Source organism: Bacillus cereus group sp. BfR-BA-01355 (genome assembly GCF_022663675.1).
GTDB classification, from domain to species: Bacteria; Bacillota; Bacilli; order Bacillales; family Bacillaceae_G; genus Bacillus_A; species Bacillus_A thuringiensis_S.
In genome coordinates this window covers 1-24,033 of sequence record NZ_JAKUFY010000081.1, presented here as the reverse complement: position 1 = coordinate 24,033, position 24,033 = coordinate 1, and the positions used below count along the sequence as shown (strand labels likewise).

Below are 24,033 nucleotides of genomic sequence, written 5' to 3'. Positions count from 1 at the left end.
TTCCTAATGCTTTCTCTAATGTCTCAATAAATACCATTAACTTTTCAGGGTTGTTATTCCCTATATTAAACACTTTGTGTTCCACATTACCTTTAGGAGGACTACTTAAAAGACGTTGGATTCCTTCAACAATATCATCTATGTAAGTAAAATCACGATACAGGTCATTTTCAAAATCACCATTATTAAATATCTTAATTGACTCACCAGCAAAATACTTATCAGTAAATCCAAAATACGCCATATCTGGACGTCCCATAGGACCGTATACAGTAAAGAAACGTAATCCCGTTGCAGGAATCTTGTACAAATGACTATACGTATGTGCCATTAACTCATTTGATTTTTTAGTAGATGCATAAAGTGATACTGGATTGTCTACAAAATCTGTTTCCTCAAATGGTACCTTTTTATTAGCTCCATACACAGAACTAGATGATGCATATACAAGATGATCTACTGGGTAATGTCTACACGCTTCTAGGATATTATAAAAACCAATAACATTACTTTGAATATATACATCTGGATTTTCAATTGAATATCTTACACCCGCTTGCGCAGCTAAATTCACTACAATATTTGGCTTATGCTCCTCAAAAAGTTTAGTAATCATATCTTTATCAGAGATATCACCTTTAATGAAAGTAAATTTATCATATGGCTTAAGTTGCTCTAAACGAGCATATTTAAGGTTCACATCATAATAATCATTTATATTATCAACACCTATTACTTGGCAACCTTGTTCTAGTAATCTTTTAGATAAAAAGTATCCTACAAAACCAGCTGCTCCAGTGACAAGGTATTTTTTTTCATTATTTAGAGGTTTGTAATTCAATATTAGACAGCTCCTTCCTACGGTCTCTACTTGTTGATTTTCTACCAATAGAATGATACTCTATACCCGCTTCTTGCATAGACTGAATATCATATATGTTTCTTCCGTCATAAATTAAAGGTGTCCTCATTAATTTTTTATACATTTCTGGAGTTAACGCCTTAACTTCTCCCCATTCTGTAAAGATAAAGCAAACATTTGCCCCTTCTAAAGCTTGTTCAATATTTGTTACGTATGTGATATTTCCATGTTTATTGCTTCCTTCTGGATACACTTTTGCAAAATTATTTGCACCGACTGGATCAAATGCATAAATATCAGCACCTTGCTCTAATAATAGAGGAATATTTTCAAGGGATGCAGCTTCTCTTAAATCATCTGTACCAGGTTTAAATGTTAAACCCAACACCGCTACTTTAAGACCGTTAAAAGTAATTAACCGCTGACTCGCCTTTTTGTATAATAAAGTCTTTTGATCTTTATTCACATCAATTACAGCCTTTACTGTTCTTAACTCGTAACCATTTTGTCTTGCTAAATATTCTAATGCTTTCGTATCTTTAGGGAAGCATGAACCTCCAAATCCAATACCTGCATTTAAAAACTTACTTCCAATACGCTCATCAAAACTCATACCTTTTGCAACATCTTGAATATCCGCTCCGACCAATTCACAAAGATTTGCAATATCATTCATGTAAGAAATTTTAAGAGCTAGGAAATCATTAGATGCATATTTAATCATTTCAGCTGAACGTCTGTTTACTGAAACGATAGGTAAATGAAATGGCTTATAAAGATTCGTTAATACTTCTTCTGCCCATTTACTTTCTGTACCGATAACAATTCTTTCTGCATATAACGTATCATGAACAGCGGAACCTTGAGCTAAAAATTCTGGGTTTGATGCCACTTCAACTTTCACATTATTAACTAAAAAGTCTTGAATAAACTGCTCTACTTTATCATTTGTTCCAATTGGAACAGTCGATTTTACAACAACAAGACAATCTTTTTCTACACTTTCGGCAATTTGTTTTGCCACAGTTGCAATATATGAAAGGTTTGCAGAACCATCAGCTTGCTCTGGGGTTCCAACTCCAATGAAAATAGCATCTGCATCTTTATATGCTGACTTGTAATCTGTTGTATAATTAATTCTTCCAGCAGCATAATTTTTCTGCATTAATTCCTCTAAATCAGCTTCATAAATTGGTGAAACACCTGATTTCATTAACTCTACTTTTTTTTCATCAATATCAACACAGGTTACTTGATGCCCTACTTCTGCAAAGCATACACCCGCTACTAAACCTACATAACCTGTTCCTGCTACTGCTATTTTGTACATGATTATACCCTCTTTCCTCTATTAGGAAGCTTATATGCTATATTGCTCCTTAAAGTATTTCTTGTATTCACCACTAATAATTTGTTCCCACCACTCAGTGTTATCTAAATACCACTGAATTGTTTGAGCAATCCCTGTTTCAAATGTATAAGTTGGTTTCCAGCCTAATTTTTCTAGCTTCGTCGGATCAATCGCATAACGTTTATCATGGCCTAATCGATCTTGAACGAACTCGATTAATTCCTCAGACTTACCAAGCGTACTAATAATTGTTTGAACAACTTCTAAATTTGTACGCTCATTATGTCCGCCAACATTATAAACATCTCCATTTGCACCCTCATGCATAACTAGATCAATTGCGGCACAATGATCAATAACGTGTAACCAGTCGCGAATATTTTTACCGTCTCCATATACAGGAACCTTTTCATCATTTAACACACGTGAAATTGTTAATGGAATTAATTTTTCTGGGAAATGGAATGGCCCATAGTTGTTTGAGCAACGTGTAATGTTAATTGGTAATCCAAATGTTTCATGATATGCTCGAACTAATAGATCAGAAGAAGCTTTACTTGCACTATATGGGCTATTTGGTTGTAAAGGCATCTCTTCTGTAAAGAATGTAGTTGGATCAAAATCTAATTCACCATATACTTCATCTGTCGATACATGGACAAATTTAGTAATACCAAATGCTTTCGCTGCATCTAATAATACTTGTGTTCCTAATACATTTGTACTAATAAACACTTCAGGTTCAGCAATAGAACGATCCACATGACTCTCTGCAGCAAAATGCACAACGTAATCGAATTTTTCTTGTTCAAATAGTTGGTTTACTGCTTGACGGTCTACGATATCAACCTTAGCGAATGAATAGTTATCTTTGTCCTCAATATCTTTATGCTTTGTTAAATCTCCCGCATATGTCAATACATCTAAATTTACAATATGATAATCTGGATATTTATTTACCATATAATGTACAAAGTTTCCTCCGATAAAACCCGCGCCACCTGTTACTAATACTTTCTTTTTTTCCATCTTATTTCACCTCTTGCTGTAATTGTGTAATATAATGTTTTGTCGCTTTCTTCCAATCTTGTAATGGCTCAAATCCATTATCAATTAATTTCTGCTTAGACATACGTGAATTTTTAGGACGTACTGCACGAGTAGGATACTCTTCTGTTGTAATACTATTTACTTTCACATCTTGTTCTGCTATTTCAAAGATTTCTTGCGCAAATTCAGCCCAACTACAGAAGCCTTCATTTGTAGCATGATATGTACCATATTTCTCTGTTACGACCATGTCAACTAACAAACGAGCTAAATCATACGTGTAAGTTGGTGATCCTATTTGATCTCCCACAACGTTCAGTTCATTACGTGTTTCACCTAAACGAAGCATTGTCTTAATAAAGTTATTTCCATTAATACCGAATACCCATGAAATACGCACAATAAAGTTGTTATCTATCAAGCTTCTAACTACTTTTTCTCCCTCATACTTTGTTAAACCATAGTATCCAACCGGATTAGGTACGTCAGTTTCTACAAATGCATGAGTGTCTTCTCCATCAAATACATAATCTGTACTAATATAAACAAATTTAGCATTTAATTTTTTTGCTGCTGTAGCAAGATATTTTGTACCCTCTACATTCACATTCCAGCAAAGTTCTTTATCATCTTCAGATTTATCAACAGCCGTATATGCTGCACAATGAATAATTGCATCTGGTTTTACTTTATCTACAAATTCATAAACCGCAGCTTCGTTTGTAATATCTAAATCTTCTATTCCAATACCTTGCATTTCTAGTCCTTGCTTCTCTCCACGTTTTACTACGTCATATCCAAGCTGACCATTATAACCGGTTACTAAAATTTTCATTTTTTCACTCCCCGTATACAAAGTTATTTTCTGCTTCTTTTAATGAAGGTGCTTTTTTATCTTTTTCAGATAGTACTGGCTGAATTTCCATTGGCCACTCAACACCAACTTCAGCATCGTTCCAAATAATTCCTCGATCACACTCGGGAGCATAAAGTTCATCAACTTTATATTGAACCTCAACGTCATCAGTTAATGTCATAAATCCATGTGCAAACCCTTTTGGAACTAATAACTGTTTTTTATTTTCTGCACTTAGCTCAATACCAAACCATTGACCATATGTAGGACTTCCCTTACGGATATCTACTGCCACATCAAATATCGATCCACGTGTACAACGCACAAGCTTAGTTTGCGCCTTAGGATTTAATTGATAGTGTAAGCCGCGAAGCGTACCCTTTGTTGCTGAAAATGATTGATTATCTTGTACAAATTCCAGTTCGATTCCTGCTTCTTTCATTGCCTTATCGCTATAAGTTTCCATAAACCAACCACGATGATCTCCAAACACTTTTGGTTCAATCACTTTAACGCCTAATAAGTTTGTATCTAAAACTTTCATTATGTTCACTCCAAATTAGTATTTAATGCTACCATTTGCTACCTTTAATAAATATTGACCATAGCCATTTTTAGAGCATTGATTACCTGATTCAATTAGAGTTTCTTTATTAATCCAGCCATTAATAAAGCCAACCTCTTCAAGAGCAGCGATTTTAATTCCTTGATGGTCTTCAACTGTTTTCACAAAGTTTGTTGCATCTACTAGACTCTTATGAGTTCCTGTATCTAGCCATGTGTATCCACGACCTAATAATTCAACTTCTAATTCACCACTATTTAAATATGCTTCATTTATAGATGTAATTTCTAATTCACCACGTGCTGATGGCTTAACATTTTTAGCAATTTCAATTACACGATTATCATAGAAATATAAACCAGTTATTGCATAATTTGATTTTGGCTCTTCCGGTTTTTCTTCTACGCTTAATACTTTCCCATTCTCATCAAATTCCACTACACCAAAACGCTCTGGATCATTTACATGATAACCAAATACTGTAGCACCTTTTTCTTTATTCGCCGCACGTTGTAACATTTTGCGAAGTCCACTACCATAATAAATATTGTCCCCTAATACCATAGCGACAGAATCATTACCAATAAACTCTTCACCAATAATAAATGCCTGGGCTAAACCATCAGGACTTGGTTGAACTTTATATTGAAGTGAAATTCCAAATTGAGAGCCATCACCTAATAATGCCTCAAAACGTGGAGTATCTTCTGGTGTCGAAATAATTAAAATTTCACGAATTCCTGCTAACATTAACGTTGATAATGGATAGTAAATCATTGGTTTATCATAAATAGGTAGTAATTGTTTACTTGTAACCATTGTTAATGGATAAAGACGAGTTCCACTACCACCTGCTAAAATAATGCCTTTCATTTTAGTCCCCCTAGTTACAGAATAGATGATATATACACCGCTAAATAAAATAGGGTATATATACCAATAATTTAATTTCTAACTTTTTTAACCATATTTATTAATTTCAAAAAATCCTGTTTATAGAATATAAACATTAAAATTAAAACTACTCCACTATAAATTAATAACCCAATAGCCCAATTTAAATAATTTGAACAAGCTAAAAACACAACGAAATGGACAGATAATACAAACAATTGCGTCCAATCACTTTTAAGATATTTGAAATCTATGTTTGTGCAAGCAAGAAACCAAATTATATAACTAATCGTTGTTGCAAGGGCTATTAAAGTTAAAGAATGAAATATAATAAAAGAAATAAAATTTAATATTGTACTAATAAATAACATTGTAACTACTATTAAAAAAAACTTCTTTTCTTGTTTTCTAGCCTTATAGAGATTTATAAGTATTACATTAATAACCATAATATATGGTAAGTTTACAAATGAAACAGCTATAATATCCAACGAAGCTGAATAATGAGGTAAGATTTTACTTATAAATAATTTTAAAATAAAGAATATACATCCAGCTATTATTCCTAATATAATCAATATTTTTGTTGTGAGTTTAACCATTTGTTTATCTTCATTTCTTGCTAAATAATTATAAAAAGTCAAACCAACTGAGCTAACTCCTAAAAGAATCATGTTTAACATCGACGTTGCAAAAGAATATTGTGCAAATTCTTTAATTGAAAAGAAAAAATTTACTATCCACAGACCAATATTATTGAATAGCAATATAGAAAAATTACCCGCTAAAATAAAAATTCCGACTTTAAAATAATACAAATAATTTATTTTAAGATCATTTCTTATTCCACCAACTAGTTTATAAAAGTCATACTCTACTATTAATAATAGCAAAATATTAGCAATCAAAGTCGCAGCTATATAATACGAAGAATTATCAATCTTTAATACTAACAAACATCCAATGAAAATCAGATTAAAAATAGTGAATAGTATATTTATTCTAGAATACTTAGTGAATAAACCTGTTGACTGATATAGCATTTTATGAAAACCATTAACATTTATCGGAATAATAGAAAGTGAAATTAACAACAGTAAAATATCTTTTTCCAAAACTGATATACATATTAAAATAATAGTAACAATAAGTTGAAAGATTACTAAAAACTTATGCTCTGCTCTTAAACTTTTCTTATTATCTTCTAAATTTTTGCCACCGTATTTAATAAAAATACCATCTATATACCCTAAATTGAAGATGGCTATATAAGATATATACAGTATATACTTTCTATATTCCCCAAATTCATCAACACTTAATGATAATGGAAGGAATATACTTAAAATTATATTACTAAGTAGCATTAATACATTTGAGTTAAAAACTTTTAAGATATCTTTAATTAGTTTCAAACTACAGCCCTCTATTTCACATATAATGTTATATAATTACGCATTAGAATTACTTTAGCGTTCTAATAAATTAGTCTTTAGAAAAAATCATAAATGTTATAATAGGCAACAAGTCACCTATAAACGTAAAAACAAGTATAGTTATCTTAAAATATTTTTTAAGATAACTTAAGAAGCAATTCCTTTAAATTATCCTCATTAATCGTTTTATATAATAGTTCTTCATTTTCTAATATAAATTGCATATCTATTTTACTTAAATCTACATTTAGAAGCTGTCTTATTACCTCTTCACTAAATCTATACTTAATTAATTGGGCTGGATTTCCTCCTACTATACTGTAAGGCTCTACATTTTTAGTTACCACACTACCGGCTGCCACAATAGCACCTTTCCCAATTGTAATACCAGACAAAATTATTGCGTTATTTCCAATCCAAACGTCATCTTCTACGATGATAGGACCCTTAGTAATTGCTTCACTTTCTTTAAACAAAATTTTTTTCTTGAAGGGATATGTTGTTAGACAATCATATTTATGATTTCCACCTAACATGAAAAGTACATTCCCACCAATTGAAACCAAGTTACCAATCATCAATTCTTCGTTTTTATTACCATAAGAATTTACATTTAATTTTCCATATGAAAAATTCCCTACTGTAACTAAATCAGCAGGGAAAATGTTTCCTGGGTTTGTGGAATTGTGTCTATTTAATTTACGCCATTTCTTCTTAAATAAAATTAATTTCATATATCTCGCTATGAATGAAATCATTAAAATACTCCCTTTTTGATTTAGATTTTAAACATTTAAAATTAAGAGTATAAGGAAACCTAAAATATTTCAATTCAAGATAAGTTGTAAATAAGTATAATTTACAACTTACTTTTAGCCACATTTGTCGTACAACCTTATTTGGAGAAGCAGAAATGTTTTCTCCCTACATAATACTCTATAAATTCAAATGCACACGATTTACTATGCCTTGATTTTTTTTATTGTTACTAATATTACAGCATGTATAAAATATATAGCTTTCATAATCAACAATTTAAAGGAATTTGACATCTTATGTTTTTGTATAACATAATTATAGTTTTTTCTTCTTTTTATTAATTTGCTTAATGTTATTTTACTTTTATTACCTGATTCTCCATGTAAATGATATATAGCTGTTTCATCTAAGACATAACTATATTTATGATTTAAATACAACTTATAACATAACTCTAAATCTTCCGCATACATAAATATATTTTCATCAAACCCACCAACTGAACAATAATCATCTTTTCTAATAACCATAAAACTTCCTGAAACCCAGTCAATCTTAAATAAGCCTTTATTCTTATAGCCCTTTAACCTGATCCTTTTCATAAAATTAAAATTCCAAAATAAAAAATTTAATTTCAATTCATTTATTAAGCTAGGAAAACTAAAACCAAGAGACTGAATACTACTATCTCTATTTAATATTTTAGCAGACAAAACTCCTATATTATTATTACGCTGCATTGTATCTATCAGTAATTTGAAATCGGTTTCTCCTGCAAGGGTATCACTATTTAATAAAACTATATATTTACCTTTGCAAGATTGAACGCCTAAATTATTTGCCTTTCCAAATCCTTCATTATTATCATTTTCAATTATTGTAGTATTAATAAATGCTTGTTCTTCAAAATATTCCCTAGACCCGTCACTAGAATCATTATCAACAATGATAATTTCATACTTGAATTTTTCCAGACTTTTATTGTTATTTATTGAATTAACACAATCTTCAGTTATGTATTTTGTATTATAATTAACAATAACAAAAGAAATACCATCCACTTTACATCTATCTCCTTTTATATAAAAACCCTATAATTTCCCTCTTTAAACTTCACACAATTTAGTATAAAAATATTTTTATTACACTAATTCTAATTAATTGATTATGAAAAATACTCTTCTAAATCACTATTAATAAACTGGGCTAACAATCTTATATAACCCAGTTTATTCTTTCAAAATAAAACTAAACAACAAAGCTTCAATTTAACTTTTATTATTATCTTAACTATGCTTATCTGCTATTTCTGTATTCACACAAGATATAATAATACCTAACCCTAAAAATAGATATATCATAAAAAGCTTAGTTCCAAAATTAGGCTCTAGTAATCCATGTAACAAAACTGCATAAAAACCACGTTTGTACCCTAACATAAAGATGTTTAATTCAATATTTTTACTATCTCTTATACCCTTTCGCAAAAAGATTAAAACAGACAAAATAAAAATCAAAAATAGTGCACAAGTAATAATGCCATTATCACCTAACACTTGCAGTATAAAATTATGTGCTAAATAATATTGATTAAGAGCATTTACATTGTTAAAACCATTTCCAAAAATGGGACTCTGCAAAAATGCATTAAAATACTCTTGAAAAATAACTCCACGCTCTAATAAATTTGATTGATTTCTAAGATTATCAAAGCGTCCCTCATTTACCATTTGATTAATAAAATCTCCAGCAAATATATACAATCCAATAACAAACGCACCTATTAAAATTAAAGAAACAATGGTCTTGGCTATACTCTGCTTGGTTAGTACTACATCTTTTAGTACATATATAATCGTCAGAACACCTATAATACCCAAGCATGTTCTTGATCCGGTATAAATTATTGCCGCACCAATAAATATCAAACCAATAAAACTTTTAATCTTTTTCTTACTTGTAAAAGCCGATCCTTCTCTTAATAAAATAGTATAAAAAATATAAAAAGGTATCATTAAAATTGATGCCAAATAGTTACTGTTACCAATGTCTAATGCAATCTTATTCCCTATTATAAAATCCCCATGATTTTCAAATATGGTCTTTTGTATTATCCATAGAGATAATATTACTCCTGAATACAAATAGTAATTCATCATATTTGTTTGTTGAACCTTATTAAAATTAAAATTGAAAAATATCAACAAAATTAAAAATGTTTCGAAATACGTTGTAAAACCAATTAAATACCTTCCAATATTATCTGCCGTTAATATAGATAAGGAACTTATTACTAGAAAAACAAAAAGAATTCTAATAATCTTATTTGTTCTCAATTCTCCTCGTCTTACAATAGAAAGTATACAAAAAAAACTTAAAAGCAGTATAAATATTTCACCTATATATAATGTAAATACAGAACCCATTATGGGTAGAAAAATAGGTGGTAAGAATAAAGTTAATAACCCTAAATAAGCTATAAAAACTATTATTCCACTTGCTCTAATGGATTGTTGCACCTCTTATTCTCCCCCCTTATTTTCTTACTCCACTAATATTCAATTCATAAACCTCCAAATATTTCATTACCATATTTTCAAGACTATACCGCTCTAAATCATTCTTTTGTATAACCTTTTCATCTTTCAAACAAGACAAACGTTCAATCATTTGATTTGTTTTCATCTCAATTTCCTTATAATTCTTAGCATTAAAATAATCTATTGGGCCATCAAGATTATCAGTAATCCCCTTTAGACCTTCCACATCCGAAAGTAAGACCGGAAGCCCACAAGCAAGTGCTTCAATTGCAGCTAAACCAAATCCTTCCCATAACGACGGCAAAATAAATATATCACTTGTCTTTAAGAGTCTTTCTACATCCGTTCTTTGCCCTAATAAAATTACCCTGTCCGTCAATCCTAGTTCCTTTATAAGTAATCTTAATCGGTCTTCTCTTTGTCCATTTCCTACTAGAAGCAATATTGCTTTACTATTAATATTTTTAAAAGCTTTGATTAAACTCTCATGATTTTTAGCTTTTTCTAATCTTCCTACACATATCAATATTACTTTATCATTACTTACTCCTATATCTTTCCTAGGTATAGGTTTTGCATCAAAAAAAATTTTAAGATCGATACCATTATGAATAATCAAAGATTTTTTTTGAGTGCTTTCAATCCAATTTGTTAAACTTTCTTTCGTTCCCTTACTAATACAAATTACTTTTGAATACTGTCTATACATAAGGTAATCCGTTAATCGAAAAAGAATCTTCCCACGTCTATTATTATGTGTACTATGTTCTGTTGTAATTAACTTTTTCTTCGGAATAAAGATACTACCATATAATTGTGCATAATACGTATGAGCATGAACTATATCACAATCTTTTGTTAATCTGTATATATCCCATGCAATCTTTGGATTAAACTTTTTCCCATAATTAAGCTCTATTAATTCTACATTATTGGTATCTAATATTTTAAAAGGCACTCCTCTTCCTTTAAATAAAGTAATAACCTTTATTCTCATTCCCTTCTTACTCATAGAATTAGAAATTTCAGCGACTAATTTTTCCGCTCCACCAGTATTAAGGTGACTTATAATATGTGCAATAATCATTTGTATCCCTCCTCAAAAGGCTGATCTCTAATAAGTCACTTAACCTTCTTCGTATACCACTTCATAAATTCATTAATCCCGTCTTGAATAGAAATACCATTTAAATAAAGTACTCCATAAACCTCTTTTATTAACACACGCACCTTTGCATTTTCAACCCCACTACAACCCTATCAGGATGGATAAGATTTCTAGCAGTAGATTATTCTCCTAAGAACCCTAAATTTGAAGCTACACCAAAATCACAGTAGGTCCCTCCATCCCCCAAGTTCTTTGCAATAATTTCCGCAACTGTAAGTACATATTGAAAATCTGCACTAACATCATCTGTTGGCTGTGTACCTACTGCTATTTTGATCATATTCTACACTCTATATCGCTTTATTTATTACAAATTTTATCCACTTTATTCATGTATGCTTTTACTACTATATTCCTGTCAAACTCTTTTTCAATTTTTTCTCTAGAATTCGTACCCATTTGTTTTCTTTCTATATGTGTTAAGTGAATAAATTTTTCAATTTGTTCCACTAAGCTACTAGTACTTTTTGCTTCAAATATATATCCGTTTTTACCTTCAGAGATCGTTTCTCTACATCCAGGAATATTAGAAGCTATTAATGCTCGGCCCGTAGCAGCTGCTTCTAATAAAACATTAGATAAGCCTTCTCCACCATGAGAAGCTTGAATAAGACAATGAGCTTCTTTAACAAATGGCTTAACATCCGATTGATATCCTAAGTATGTAATAAATCCTTCATTTTGCAGCTGATTAATCATGTCATTATAATGTGGCTGTGTTTTCTCAACAAAACCTATTACATTAAATTGTGTGTCTGGATATTTTGTTTTTATAATTTTTGCAGCTTCTAAATATTGATCAATGCCTTTATCCTTCATAATTCTTCCAATAAAAATAAATTTCAGCACATCTTCTTTTGGAAAGTCTTTAAATTTATATTCTTCCAAATTCACTCCTGAACCCGGAATAAGTTCATACTGTCCTTTAATTATATTCCTATCTACTAACATTCTCATATCTTCAGTATTTTGAAAGAAAACACAATAAGACTTTTTCAAACTTACCTTATATAAAGTAGATAAAAACGTTTTTAAAATTGAACTCTTACTAAATCCACTTCCTAAACCTGTAATATTATTTATACATGGAATATTTAAAAGCCTACAAGCTAATCCTCCGTATAAATTTGGTTTTATTGTATATGTCAATACAACATCTGGTTTTATTTCCTTCAATATTTTAATATAATGCGCGACTAGTTTAAAATCAGTTACTGGGTTTGTGCCCCTTCGATCAACATTTGTTTCTACGAATTTACATCCCCATTCAACCATCTTATCTACTTTTTCGTCTTTGGGTAAAGATATATATACTTCATAGCCTTGCCCCAACAATTCTTGAATTAGTTCTTTACGAAAATTGTATATTACAAATCCATGGTTACCTAATAATAGTACTTTTTTCTTCATAATTTTATGTTCACCTAATTACATACTTATTTTTATAGAAGTTTCAAAATCAACAACGCAATAGTCAAACTCAGGATTTAATTTTTTATCATACGCCTTATTTCCCAATACCTTATTAACGACATTTATCTTTTTTGACATTATCTTTATGACTGGATTAAATGTTTTAATAAAGTGGACTTTCTTATTCATGTTGATAGCCATAAGACTTATAATATCTTTCGTACTAACATATTCTTTATTTTGCGGGAAAAATATCCCATCCAACTCTTTGTCAATAACAATCTTTAAAAATTCACACAGGTTATCAATGAATATCATACTTCTTTCATTACTTATCTCAGGAAAAATTGGTGATTTTTCTGCTAGCGTTTTTAACCTAGGAAAATTACCCTTACAGTTTGGTCCATATACCATTGGTGTTCGCACCATAACCGTTTTAAAATTATTACTATTCATTTTTTGAATAGCTAAATCCGCTTCGAGCTTACTTCTCCCATAAAAATCAATAGGACTTGGCTCAGTTTCTGCAGTAATAATTTTAGGTTCACCTAATTTTCCGTCTGCACCGTAGATAATCATGCTACTCATAAAAATAAATTGCTTAACATTTTCTTTTTTTGCTTTTTCTGCGATATTAATTGCTAAATCCCTATTAATCTTATAATACATTTCTTCCATTTTAGGATCAGCTGAAACATGTGCAATTCCAGCTACGTGTAAAACAACATCATATTTAGAAAAGTCCTGTTGTTTCCACCCATCATTTCTAACAGATATTTTGGCAACATCATATTGATTTGACCAATTATTAACCCATTTTTCAAAATTTGTTCCTATATAACTTTCTTTTCCAGTTATTAAAATTCTTTTCTTATTCATTTATGAACTTGCCTCTTTTCTCTTTTCAGAGTTTCGTTCATTACTATTATTTTTCCCTTCCTTAACACCTTCAGATTTCAAGACACTCTTTATAGTCATAAAAAATACCTTCAAATCAAATAATGGTGATAATTTTTCTACGTATTCACCATCTAATTTTGCCTTTACATCAATAGGAAGTTCATCTCTTCCATTTATTTGTGCCCACCCTGTCAATCCTGGTGTAACATCATTTGCACCGTATTTATCACGTTCTTTAATTAAATCATATTGATTCCAAAGTGCAGGTCGAGGCCCAATTATACTCATTTCACCTTTAATAATATTTATTATTTGTGGAAGTTCATCTAAGCTTGTTTTACGTAAAAACTTTCCGACTTTTGTTATATACATTTCAGGATCTTCCAAAAGATGAGTTGGCATATCTTTTGGGGTATCAATCCTCATCGTTCTAAACTTTAAAATATAAAATTCTTTTTTCCCTTTACCGATTCGTCGCTGTTTAAATAATACAGGACCTTTCGAATCCAGCTTTATACAAATTATTAATAATAAGAATAAAGGTGATGATACTACTAAACCTACAATTGCAAAAATACAATCTACTATTTGTTTCAAACCCTTTTTATATATCACTTTTATTACCACCTCAATTTTCCTAACATATGAATAAGTGTTCCAAAAACCAAATAACTGTTAATTTAAAACCTTAGTATTAGCAATCTCTAATAATCTTTCTCTTATATCCTCTTTGCCCATTCCTTCAAAATCATTCATAAACTGCCTTAAAATTTCTTGCTCCATTAAGACAGCCTTCCCAATATGAATCTTAGGGAATATTTGTTCAGGATGAATTTCTCCTTCGTTTAGCAGCTCTTCATACATTTTTTCTCCTGGTCTTAGCCCAGTAAATTCAATTCCAATTTCTTCAATTGAATATCCTGAAAGAGTAATAAGATTTCTTGCCAAATCAACAATTTTCACTGGATCTCCCATATCAAGAACAAACAGCTCTCCACCTTTAGCTAGCGTTCCAGCCTGAATAACTAGTCTTGAAGCTTCTGGTATCGTCATAAAGTAACGAATCATATCAGGATGAGTAACTGTTACAGGTCCACCTTTTTGAATTTGCTTCTTAAATAATGGGATTACACTTCCCCTACTTCCAAGAACATTACCAAATCGAACGGCAACAAATTTTGTATTAGTACTTACAGCTGCCAAATGCTGTACAAGCATTTCTGCAAATCGCTTTGTAGCTCCCATTACATTCGTAGGATTTACAGCTTTATCTGTAGAAACCATAACAAATGTATTCACTTTAAATGTATCCGCTGCTTCTGCAACATTTTTTGTACCAAAAATATTATTTTTCACAGCCTCTTCAGGATTACGTTCCATTAAAGGTACATGTTTATGTGCAGCCGCATGATAAACAATATACGGGCGATGCTTATCAATTATTTCAAAAATCTTATTTCGATCTTGTACATCTGCAATTTCTGTCATAATTTCAACTGTATCTTTATACGTAACTCTCATTTCCATTTCGATATTATAAATACTGTTTTCACCATGTCCTAGAAGAACAATTTTACCCGGTTTGTACTTCATTACTTGACGACAAATTTCGGATCCAATTGATCCACCCGCACCTGTTACTAAAATTGTTTTACCTGTAATCTTCTCTCCAATACCGGCATCATCTAATTGAATTGGTTCTCTACCCAATAAATCCTCTACTTGTACATCACGCACTTCATTAACAGAAACTGTACCATCTAGAAGGTCCTCAAGCATTGGCACAATTTGTGTTTTCGCCTTCGTTTTTCTACACTTCTCAAAAATCTCGTTTATTTGTTTACGATTTAAAGAAGGAATAGCAATAATAATATGTTCTATGTCATTATCTTCTACAATTTCTTTAAGATGGTTTGTTGTACCAACAACCGGCACATTATAAATTTCTAATTTTTGCTTATTTCTATCATCATCAACAAATGCGATTGGATATAAATCTGCTTCTTTATTATGTTGTAATTGACGTACTACCATCGTTCCTGCTGAACCAGCACCGATAATTAATGTTCGTTTTTTATCAGTAGCTTTTGTAATATATGTATCACGAAACATACGCCAGACAAAACGAGAACCACCAATTAATAATAAATGTAACATCCATGCAATAGCTAAAATTCGAACATAAATATCATGATTTATAATTTGTTGAACAATTGCTGTTACTAAAATTGATAGTGTGATTGCCTTAAATATTTGTTTTAATTCACCAATACTTGCATATTCCCATGCCTTATTATAAAGCTTATAAATAGCAGCAAAAACATGATGACTACACAATAATGTAATAGAACTAATAACTACTGTCATAGGAATTTTGTTTAATACATTTGGATGTATAAACCAATAACTTAAATACACGGCAGTTAATACGATAAATGAATCTAATAAAATTAATAATGAGAGCCGTCTTCGATAACTCAATATACCTGTTCCCTTCTTTATATAATTCTTATCTTATTCATAATAAAAAAGGACATTCTCTTATGAATGTACCTCTTCCTTTTTTACGAGTTCTTTCATATATTTCATTAACTCTACATTTAATTCTTCATTTTGGAGTGCCATTTCAATCGTCGTCTTAATAAATCCAAACTTCTCCCCAACATCGTAACGCGTACCCTCAAAGTCATATGCAAATACACGTTGAACTTCATTTAATCGTTGAATGGCATCTGTTAATTGGATTTCCCCACCAGCACCTGTTTGTTGATTTTCAAGGAGCATAAAAATTTCTGGCGTTAATACGTAGCGTCCCATAATTGCTAAATTTGATGGTGCAGTTCCTTGAGTTGGCTTCTCCACAAATTGACGTACTTGATAACGGCGATCATTCTGTTCAACCGGATCGATAATACCGTAACGATGTGTTTCGCTTTCAGGTACTGTTTGTACACCAATAACCGACGACTGTGTACCTTCATATTGATCCATTAATTGACGTAAACACGGTGTTTCTGCTTGCACAATATCATCACCAAGTAATACCGCAAATGGTTCATTTCCAATAAATTTACGTGCACACCACACTGCGTGTCCTAGCCCTTTTGGTTCCTTTTGTCGTATGTAATGAATATTAATTTTTGAAGAAGCTTGTACTTTTTCTAGCATCTCATGCTTCCCTTTTTCTAGTAAGCTTTGCTCTAATTCAAAGGAATGATCAAAATGATCTTCAATCGCACGTTTACCTTTTCCAGTAACAATAATAATATCTTCAATTCCTGATTCTATCGCTTCTTCTACTATGTATTGAATTGTTGGTTTATCAACAATTGGTAACATTTCTTTCGGCATTGCCTTTGTTACCGGTAAAAATCTTGTCCCCAGTCCCGCAGCTGGAATAATTGCTTTTCTTACTTTTTTCAAATCTAGTACCCCCAAACATATTATTATATCCATATGTAACAATAACAAAAACCCTACTTATAGGGTCGTCTTTACAACTCCATAAGTAGAGTTTCTAACATAAATAAATTATGGGCATCTAACCCATCCTCACGTCATACTCCCGACGACAAGCGTCTAAGGTAGGCTCGAAATAAAAATTTCTACCCACAGCACGACCGAGTGCCCCCGTTGATAACGGTTAGGAGACATCACCAATTTTTATTTAAAAAATACCAAACAGTTTTTTACGGCGAATTTGTTCTGGATCTTCTTTGTAGATCGCTTTCCCGCTAATTAATAAATATGGATTTTCTTTCAAATCACTCATAACATTCATTCCGAATTCTTTCTCAATTAATTCATAGCTTTCCGCTAAATGAAATCCTCTTGACGTCGTATTATGTGCATCTGAAGCGACCATATGTGTTAAATTATGTTCTACAAGTTGTAGTGAAAATTTTTTGATTTTCTTCCCAAATTTCCCTAATAAACTGCCTGCCGTTACTTGCGTTAATGCCCCTTTATTTACAATGTTATATAACTTATCTGGCCGCTCGATTAACTCGGCATTGCGTTCTGGGTGAACGATAATTGGAATCATTCCCTTTACACGTAATTCGTATAATAATTGTTCGGCATAACGTGGTACGTGATTTGATGGAAATTCAATGAATATATATTTATTTGTTTCATTTAAAGTAACGATTTTACCAGCTTCATAGTCTTCTAATAAATCACCATATAATCTGACTTCTTGTCCCGGTAAAATAGTAAGTGGAATATTATATTGTTGTAGTTCATCATTTAGTTGTTTTACGTGATGAATAATTGAGGTACGTTCATTTACATATTTTCCATTTTGATGATGCGGCGTTGCGACAATTGTATGTATTCCTTCTGACACGGCTTGTTGTGCCATTGCTAAACTATCTGTTACGGTTTGTGCACCGTCATCGATACCAGGTAAAATGTGACAATGTAAATCTATCATTTGTTTCATCCTCCCTCTCTCCTATAAAGATCTTTTTTCCCTTGAATATGAGATATAGCTCATATTCAAGGGAAAAAAGGAGATATGTTTTTACCATATCTCACTCTTTTAATTAGTTTGCACCGTAATAATAATATAAGCCCTCTTCACGTTCACGATCGTTCAGAACAACACCCAACAATTTACCTTTAGCCGATTCTAACAACCCTTTTGCTTTTACCGCTGTTTCTTTCTCTGTTGATTCACTGCGAACAACAAGAATAGAAGCATCACATACATTTGCCATAATTTGCGCATCTGTTACAGCTAAAATTGGCGGCATATCAAAAATAACTAAATCGTACATACTGTATGCTTGTCCAAGAAGTTCTTTCATTGATTTTGAACCTAACAATTCGGCCGGGTTTGGTGGGATTGGGCCACAAGCTAAAAAGTGTAGGTTGTCTACAGATGTCGTTTGTACACATTTTTCTAAATGTTCACTATGTGTTAATACGTTCGTGAGTCCGAAAATATTATCTACTTGAAACATTTGATGCATTGCTGGTTTACGCATATCTGCATCAATTAATAATACTTTTTTTCCTTGTTGAGCAAACACAACTGCCATATTCGCTGTCGTTGTCGTTTTCCCTTCGCTTGGGTTTGCAGACGTGACCATTAATGAATGTAAATTCGTATCAATAGCTGCAAATTCAATATTCGTTCGAATATTACGATATTGTTCTGAAATTGGTGATTTCGGTTGCTGATGAGCAATTAATTGACGACGTTGACGATGATTTTTTTTCTTTTTAAATAAATTAAGAGCCAATTGTTTGTCCCCTCACTTTTCTTGATGATGGAGCGTGTGATTTCACGTTCAATGTTTCTTCATCCATACGAGCAACGATACCTAGTACTGGTAATCCCAGTAAGTTTTCTACATCTTCTTCTTTTTTCACTGTGTTATCTAAGTATTCTAGTAAGAACGCAAGACCAACTGAAGCCATTAAACCAACAACGAAAGCAATTGCTACATTAAGCATAGGCACTGGTTTAATCGGAGATTGATTTTCTGCCACTTCTGCTTTAGATAGCACTGTTACGTTATCAACGTTCATAATTTTTGCAACTTCACCTTTAAATACATCAGCGGTTGCATTTGCAATATCACGGGCTAGTTTTGGATCTTTATCCTCAGCTGTTACAGAGATTACTTGTGAATCCTTTTCATTCGCAACATTAATCTTTCCTGTTAACGCTTGAGATGTCATATTTAAATTTAATTTTTCATTCACTTGTTCTAAGATTACTGGACTTTTAATAATAACCTTATATGTATTCGTTAATTGAATATTCGTTTGAATTTCACCGGCTTGGAACATTGTCCCTTCTTGCTTCTTCTGATTAACAAGAATTTGCGTCGAAGATTGATAGATTGGTGTCATAAAGAAAAAGCTAATGATAGCACTTACAATAGCTGCACCAAAGGCGATTACGAGGATCATTGCTAAACGTTTTTTTAAGATATGAAATAACTCTTTTAGACTAATTGTTTCTTCCATAGGTTCCTCCAACTTTCTAAAATTTACACATAGGAAAAATTATAACATATAAATCTTACATTTTTTATTTTTAATAATTCAGTTCTATATTTGTTCACAAGAAACAAGTTTAATCTTACAAAATAATCTTAAATATGACAACACATTCCAATGATTTTCCAAAATATTTATCATATCACGTTTTTTATACTATGTAACTTGAGAAATAAATTTCAAAATGAGAAAAAAGCCAACAAGTATTCCTTATTGGCTTTTTTCTATTTTAGTAATAACCATACTGCTCTTTTTCTTCTCTTTTATCGTTTAAAACGACTCCAAGTATTTTTCCTGATGCTTTATCTAATATTTGTTTCGCTTTTACGATTTTATCTTTTTCTGTCTTTTCACTGCGTACAACGAGTACGATTCCATCACATTTATTCGCAAGTATTTGTGCATCCGTAACCGCAAGGACAGGTGGTGTGTCAATTAATATAATATCAAACATGTTATATGCTTCTAGCAACGCCTCGTCCATTGCCCGGCTCCCTAATAATTCTGCTGGGTTTGGCGGGATTGGACCTGCTGCCATTAAGTATACGTTCTCTATATCTGTTTTTTGAATGCATTGCATAAGTTTCGCTTGTCCTGATAATAAGTTCGTTAACCCATTTGAACTATGAATGGCAAATAAGTTTTGTATCGTCGGCTTACGCAAGTCAGCTCCAATTAATAAAACTTTCTTTCCTTGTTGTCCGAAAACGACTGCTAAGTTTGCGATTGTTGTTGTTTTCCCATCACCTGGATCTGCTGAAGTAACAATGATAGAACGAACATGATTATCTACAGATGTAAACTCAATGTTTGTACGAATGTTACGGTATTGTTCTGTAATACGCGATTTAGGCTCTTTATGTGTAATTAATTGTCGTAATGGTTTTCTTTTCTTTCTCCCGAACATATTCATAATCTCCTTTTGTGAAATGCGACATTTCCCTTTTCTCTCTTTTATGCTCGATTTCATACGTCTAATTAATATTCTTGCTGAGTTCCCCACATTTCATCATAATCAATAACATTCTACTTTGTCTTATTTAAGTACCTTAACAATATGACAATGCCCTTATTTCTTTATTACCTTTATTACTTATCCTGTTTTCTAGATAAATAATAAAGTAAGTATATGGTAATTGCCATCTATTTACAAGTTATTTTCTGATTAGTTTGTAAATTATCGTTTCATCGTTATATAGCAGAAATTAAAAAATCTCCTTGTCTTTTCACAAGGAGATTTTTTAATTTCTATTCTTTTTTATCACCAATCGCAAATGTAATTTCTGCCTCACATGCAACTTCACCATCTACTGTTGCGATTGCTTTTCCTTTTCCAATCGGGCCGCGTACGCGTGTCATTTCTACTTCTAGACGAAGCTGATCACCTGGGCGTACTTGTTTTTTGAAACGGCAATTGTCGATACCTGCAAAGAAAGCAAGTCTTCCGCGGTTTTCTTCTTTCTTTAATACTGCAACTGCTCCAACTTGCGCTAATGCTTCTACAATAAGTACACCAGGCATAACTGCATAGTCAGGGAAGTGTCCGTTAAAGAATTCTTCGTTTGCGGATACATTTTTAATCCCAACCGCTCTTTTTCCTTCATCTACTTCTAATATTTTATCAACAAGTAAAAATGGATAGCGGTGAGGAATGATTTCTTTAATTTGTTCTATATTTAGCATGTAACAATCGCCCCTTTTGTAATATTGGTCTTACCACTTGGACATATTGCTATTATCCCATTTTGTTTATTATTTGTCATTACAAAGTAACATTTTATATTTAGCACAACTTCCTAAAAAAAAATGCACACACTCTATTCCATTAAAATAGTTGCACATTTTTGCAACTGACACGGAGGTAGAAAAGAGTGTATGCCCAAATTAGGGAAAGGCAATATGTATTGAAACATTATTTGCCTTAATGTCGTATTCGACTCATTATATTATAAACGTTTTCAAATAAGGAAATATTAAATTTAACCATATATATGAATATTTTACCTGTTTCCTTCATATTTCTCTATTTTCCTTCCATTTTCGCAAAAAATCAAAATAAAAAAATATAAAAATAAAAAAAAGAACTAAGGCGTCAGCCTTAGTTCTTTCAAATTATCTCAAAGCACGCTTTGGTAATCTGTCGATATTCTCTAACATAATACCTGTACCAACCGCAACGCAGTGCATTGGGTTTTCAGCAATTAATACTGGTACTTTTAGTTCTTCTGCTAGAAGCATGTCGATACCATGTAGTAAAGCTCCACCGCCTGTTAGAATAACACCGCGGTCGATGATATCTGCAGATAATTCTGGTGGTGTGCGCTCTAATACGCCTTTTGCAGCTTGTACAATAACAGCTGCATTTTCTTTTAATGCTTCTGTAATTTCTTCAGAGCATACTGTAATTGTACGTGGTAAGCCGGTTACCATGTCACGTCCGCGAATTTCAAGTTCTTCGCTACGTGCACCTGGGAATACTGTACCAACTTTAATTTTAATATCTTCTGAAGTACGTTCCCCGATTAATAGCTTATACTTACGTTTAATATAGTTTAAGATCTCCATATCAAACTTATCGCCAGCCATTTTGATAGAGGAAGAGGTAACAATATCACCCATAGATAGTACAGCGATATCTGTTGTACCTCCACCAATATCAACAACCATGTTACCGCTTGGTTGGAAGATTTCCATACCAGCACCAACTGCAGCTACTTTTGGTTCTTCTTCTAAAAATACTGTTTTACCACCTGAACGTTCAGCAGCTTCACGAATTGCTTTTTGTTCTACTGATGTAATATTTGTTGGACAACAAATTAAAATACGAGGTTTTGAAAAGAAGCTCTTTACGTCCAATTTGTTAATGAAATACTTTAACATTGCTTCTGTAATTTCGAAATCTGCTATTACACCATCTTTAAGCGGACGAATTGCTACAATATTACCAGGCGTACGTCCCACCATACTTCTCGCTTCTTCACCGACTGCTAATACTTTACCACTATTACGATCAATTGCCACAACAGATGGCTCGTTTAATACAATACCCTTACCTTTAACATGAATTAATACATTAGCCGTACCTAGGTCAATTCCGATATCTCGCGCAAACATTCCCGTTTTTTCCTCCTCGATATTCAAAATCAGGTTACACCCGAATTCTTTTCACCTAATTTCTGATTTTATCATAAATTTAACAGAAACGTAATATTCGCAAAAAGAATTCTTCTGAAAAATATTACCGAATGTGAACGGAATGTTTGCTACTGTAACATTATTGACGTACAGGCTTCTCTACATCTTCTTTTCTATACTTTTGTTTTGTTGCTTCTCCACCTCTTAAATGACGAATAGACTTATGATAATCAAGAATTTCTTTTACTTCATTTGCGAGCTCTGGATTAATCTCTGGTAGACGTTCTGTTAAATCTTTATGAACTGTACTCTTTGATACCCCAAATTCCTTTGCAATGACACGCACTGTCTTTCTTGTCTCCACGATATACTTACCAATCTTGATAGTTCTCTCTTTGATGTAATCGTGCACACCACTCGCCTCCCTAATTTGGATGTGAGAAGGGTGAAATGAGCCTCGCTGCATACGACTAAGAAGTAAGTGTGAGTGCTGTTTGTAAGCGTTAAACATTCTTGGATTTATAATGAAATGATTCACGATTTCTCACCTCAAACACTCTCTTTGCTTTGGTTTATACCATTGTATTGCCCGCACTACTGATATATGCTACATGTTCACTATTTTTGCGGACTAAGTTAAGAAAAATTACATTTTTTTGTGAGAAATACGTTAAAACTGACTATTATGGCCAAAAAAAATGACACCTTGTATAAAAGGCGTCATTCTTCTCGTTCCAATTCTTCTTCTAACAACTGATGGTGGGGAACCTCTTTCTTACCGGCAATATAATAATATAAAGTGAATAAAACAAACAATAAAATAATAGCAGTCGACAGAACAAATAAAAATGACACAGTATCCCCTCCCTTTTGTAATATATATTCGAGAATCTCGTCATTTTTCCTTGTTTTTGCAACTTTTTTCTCGAAATTGATTATTTTTATATAGAAATAAAAAAATCAGCTCTCCTAGTGAGAACTGATTTTTTCACTTTCTTATTCTTGTGAAGAAGAATCGTTAGATGATTGTGTAGAACCATTTGTTGATTTTTCTTCTTTCTTCGGTTCTTCTTTTTTGTCACTAGTTGA

General features: G+C 32.0%; 25 protein-coding genes. All 25 read right to left on the bottom strand.

Annotation, left to right across the window (positions count from 1 at the left end; genetic code table 11):
• The coding region (locus MR167_RS22255) for an NAD-dependent epimerase/dehydratase family protein (RefSeq protein WP_242315486.1) at positions 1-841 on the bottom strand (841 nt) is incomplete at its 3' end.
• Positions 819-2,192, bottom strand: coding sequence for a UDP-glucose dehydrogenase family protein (locus MR167_RS22250; RefSeq protein ID WP_000276548.1), 1,374 nt, complete (start codon positions 2,190-2,192; stop codon positions 819-821). The genes MR167_RS22250 and MR167_RS22255, both read right to left, overlap by 23 nt.
• Positions 2,193-2,222: 30 nt before the next feature.
• Positions 2,223-3,242, bottom strand: coding sequence for a dTDP-glucose 4,6-dehydratase (rfbB, locus tag MR167_RS22245; protein WP_000412305.1), 1,020 nt, complete (start codon positions 3,240-3,242; stop codon positions 2,223-2,225).
• Position 3,243: 1 nt separating this feature from the next.
• Positions 3,244-4,098, bottom strand: coding sequence for a dTDP-4-dehydrorhamnose reductase (gene rfbD, locus MR167_RS22240; protein ID WP_000699476.1), 855 nt, complete (start codon positions 4,096-4,098; stop codon positions 3,244-3,246).
• Between the two features lie 4 nt (positions 4,099-4,102).
• Positions 4,103-4,663, bottom strand: coding sequence for a dTDP-4-dehydrorhamnose 3,5-epimerase (gene rfbC, locus MR167_RS22235; protein WP_000865814.1), 561 nt, complete (start codon positions 4,661-4,663; stop codon positions 4,103-4,105).
• 15 nt (positions 4,664-4,678) lie between these two features.
• The gene (gene rfbA / locus MR167_RS22230) at positions 4,679-5,557 is read right to left on the bottom strand and encodes a glucose-1-phosphate thymidylyltransferase RfbA (protein WP_242315484.1); all 879 of its coding nucleotides are present in this window, start codon (positions 5,555-5,557) and stop codon (positions 4,679-4,681) included.
• A 71-nt stretch (positions 5,558-5,628) separates the two neighbouring features.
• The gene (locus tag MR167_RS22225) at positions 5,629-6,993 is read right to left on the bottom strand and encodes a lipopolysaccharide biosynthesis protein (RefSeq protein ID WP_000766911.1); all 1,365 of its coding nucleotides are present in this window, start codon (positions 6,991-6,993) and stop codon (positions 5,629-5,631) included.
• A gap of 158 nt (positions 6,994-7,151) precedes the next feature.
• On the bottom strand, positions 7,152-7,772 hold the full coding sequence (locus MR167_RS22220) for a CatB-related O-acetyltransferase (protein WP_000622805.1): 621 nt from the start codon (positions 7,770-7,772) through the stop codon (positions 7,152-7,154).
• 204 nt (positions 7,773-7,976) lie between these two features.
• Complete coding sequence (locus tag MR167_RS22215; RefSeq protein ID WP_242315483.1) at positions 7,977-8,834, bottom strand: glycosyltransferase family 2 protein; 858 nt, start codon at positions 8,832-8,834, stop codon at positions 7,977-7,979.
• 225 nt (positions 8,835-9,059) lie between these two features.
• On the bottom strand, positions 9,060-10,292 hold the full coding sequence (locus tag MR167_RS33405; RefSeq protein WP_242315481.1) for an O-antigen ligase family protein: 1,233 nt from the start codon (positions 10,290-10,292) through the stop codon (positions 9,060-9,062).
• A 16-nt stretch (positions 10,293-10,308) separates the two neighbouring features.
• Positions 10,309-11,400, bottom strand: coding sequence for a glycosyltransferase (locus MR167_RS22205; protein WP_000582294.1), 1,092 nt, complete (start codon positions 11,398-11,400; stop codon positions 10,309-10,311).
• A gap of 202 nt (positions 11,401-11,602) precedes the next feature.
• On the bottom strand, positions 11,603-11,761 hold the full coding sequence (locus MR167_RS22200) for a hypothetical protein (protein WP_002162968.1): 159 nt from the start codon (positions 11,759-11,761) through the stop codon (positions 11,603-11,605).
• A 20-nt stretch (positions 11,762-11,781) separates the two neighbouring features.
• Positions 11,782-12,891, bottom strand: coding sequence for a glycosyltransferase family 4 protein (locus MR167_RS22195; RefSeq protein ID WP_000731031.1), 1,110 nt, complete (start codon positions 12,889-12,891; stop codon positions 11,782-11,784).
• A gap of 18 nt (positions 12,892-12,909) precedes the next feature.
• Positions 12,910-13,773 carry an NAD-dependent epimerase/dehydratase family protein gene (locus MR167_RS22190; protein ID WP_001036191.1) on the bottom strand — a complete coding sequence of 288 codons (864 nt, stop codon included), beginning with the start codon at positions 13,771-13,773 and terminating at the stop codon, positions 12,910-12,912.
• Positions 13,774-14,409, bottom strand: a complete 636-nt coding sequence (locus MR167_RS22185; protein WP_000639474.1) for a sugar transferase — start codon at positions 14,407-14,409, stop codon at positions 13,774-13,776. It lies immediately after the preceding gene.
• Between the two features lie 60 nt (positions 14,410-14,469).
• Complete coding sequence (locus tag MR167_RS22180; RefSeq protein ID WP_000122184.1) at positions 14,470-16,275, bottom strand: polysaccharide biosynthesis protein; 1,806 nt, start codon at positions 16,273-16,275, stop codon at positions 14,470-14,472.
• A 60-nt stretch (positions 16,276-16,335) separates the two neighbouring features.
• On the bottom strand, positions 16,336-17,217 hold the full coding sequence (gene bpsC, locus MR167_RS22175; protein WP_184121455.1) for a UTP--glucose-1-phosphate uridylyltransferase BpsC: 882 nt from the start codon (positions 17,215-17,217) through the stop codon (positions 16,336-16,338).
• Positions 17,218-17,461: 244 nt separating this feature from the next.
• A complete protein-coding gene (locus MR167_RS22170; RefSeq protein WP_002162966.1) occupies positions 17,462-18,229 on the bottom strand; it encodes a tyrosine-protein phosphatase in 768 nt (255 codons plus the stop codon).
• 112 nt (positions 18,230-18,341) lie between these two features.
• Positions 18,342-19,043 carry a CpsD/CapB family tyrosine-protein kinase gene (locus tag MR167_RS22165; RefSeq protein WP_001207145.1) on the bottom strand — a complete coding sequence of 234 codons (702 nt, stop codon included), beginning with the start codon at positions 19,041-19,043 and terminating at the stop codon, positions 18,342-18,344.
• Positions 19,033-19,776, bottom strand: a complete 744-nt coding sequence (locus MR167_RS22160) for a YveK family protein (RefSeq protein WP_000393161.1) — start codon at positions 19,774-19,776, stop codon at positions 19,033-19,035. The genes MR167_RS22165 and MR167_RS22160 overlap by 11 nt, the downstream gene beginning before the upstream one ends.
• 262 nt (positions 19,777-20,038) lie before the next feature.
• Positions 20,039-20,716 (bottom strand): CpsD/CapB family tyrosine-protein kinase, encoded by a 678-nt coding sequence (locus tag MR167_RS22155; protein ID WP_000467944.1) that lies wholly within the window; start codon positions 20,714-20,716, stop codon positions 20,039-20,041.
• 341 nt (positions 20,717-21,057) lie between these two features.
• A complete protein-coding gene (gene fabZ / locus MR167_RS22150; RefSeq protein ID WP_000931959.1) occupies positions 21,058-21,492 on the bottom strand; it encodes a 3-hydroxyacyl-ACP dehydratase FabZ in 435 nt (144 codons plus the stop codon).
• A 429-nt stretch (positions 21,493-21,921) separates the two neighbouring features.
• A complete protein-coding gene (mreB, locus tag MR167_RS22145; RefSeq protein WP_000457978.1) occupies positions 21,922-22,923 on the bottom strand; it encodes a rod shape-determining protein in 1,002 nt (333 codons plus the stop codon).
• A gap of 160 nt (positions 22,924-23,083) precedes the next feature.
• A complete protein-coding gene (spoIIID, locus tag MR167_RS22140) occupies positions 23,084-23,356 on the bottom strand; it encodes a sporulation transcriptional regulator SpoIIID (protein ID WP_000544012.1) in 273 nt (90 codons plus the stop codon).
• Between the two features lie 308 nt (positions 23,357-23,664).
• Positions 23,665-23,799 (bottom strand): hypothetical protein, encoded by a 135-nt coding sequence (locus tag MR167_RS22135; RefSeq protein WP_000008903.1) that lies wholly within the window; start codon positions 23,797-23,799, stop codon positions 23,665-23,667.
• Between the last annotated feature and the right edge of the window lie 234 nt (positions 23,800-24,033).

What these genes read in the sequence shown, in the direction of transcription:
- MR167_RS22250 (WP_000276548.1), bottom strand. Translation starts at nt 2,192, where the DNA reads ATGTACAAAATAGCAGTAGCAGGAACAGGTTATGTAGGTTTAGTAGCG.
- rfbB (WP_000412305.1), bottom strand. Translation starts at nt 3,242, where the DNA reads ATGGAAAAAAAGAAAGTATTAGTAACAGGTGGCGCGGGTTTTATCGGA.
- rfbD (WP_000699476.1), bottom strand. Translation starts at nt 4,098, where the DNA reads ATGAAAATTTTAGTAACCGGTTATAATGGTCAGCTTGGATATGACGTA.
- rfbC (WP_000865814.1), bottom strand. Translation starts at nt 4,663, where the DNA reads ATGAAAGTTTTAGATACAAACTTATTAGGCGTTAAAGTGATTGAACCA.
- rfbA (WP_242315484.1), bottom strand. Translation starts at nt 5,557, where the DNA reads ATGAAAGGCATTATTTTAGCAGGTGGTAGTGGAACTCGTCTTTATCCA.
- MR167_RS22220 (WP_000622805.1), bottom strand. Translation starts at nt 7,772, where the DNA reads ATGATTTCATTCATAGCGAGATATATGAAATTAATTTTATTTAAGAAG.
- MR167_RS22205 (WP_000582294.1), bottom strand. Translation starts at nt 11,400, where the DNA reads ATGATTATTGCACATATTATAAGTCACCTTAATACTGGTGGAGCGGAA.
- MR167_RS22200 (WP_002162968.1), bottom strand. Translation starts at nt 11,761, where the DNA reads ATGATCAAAATAGCAGTAGGTACACAGCCAACAGATGATGTTAGTGCA.
- MR167_RS22195 (WP_000731031.1), bottom strand. Translation starts at nt 12,891, where the DNA reads ATGAAGAAAAAAGTACTATTATTAGGTAACCATGGATTTGTAATATAC.
- MR167_RS22190 (WP_001036191.1), bottom strand. Translation starts at nt 13,773, where the DNA reads ATGAATAAGAAAAGAATTTTAATAACTGGAAAAGAAAGTTATATAGGA.
- MR167_RS22170 (WP_002162966.1), bottom strand. Translation starts at nt 18,229, where the DNA reads ATGATAGATTTACATTGTCACATTTTACCTGGTATCGATGACGGTGCA.
- MR167_RS22160 (WP_000393161.1), bottom strand. Translation starts at nt 19,776, where the DNA reads ATGGAAGAAACAATTAGTCTAAAAGAGTTATTTCATATCTTAAAAAAA.
- MR167_RS22155 (WP_000467944.1), bottom strand. Translation starts at nt 20,716, where the DNA reads ATGTTCGGGAGAAAGAAAAGAAAACCATTACGACAATTAATTACACAT.
- fabZ (WP_000931959.1), bottom strand. Translation starts at nt 21,492, where the DNA reads ATGCTAAATATAGAACAAATTAAAGAAATCATTCCTCACCGCTATCCA.
- mreB (WP_000457978.1), bottom strand. Translation starts at nt 22,923, where the DNA reads ATGTTTGCGCGAGATATCGGAATTGACCTAGGTACGGCTAATGTATTA.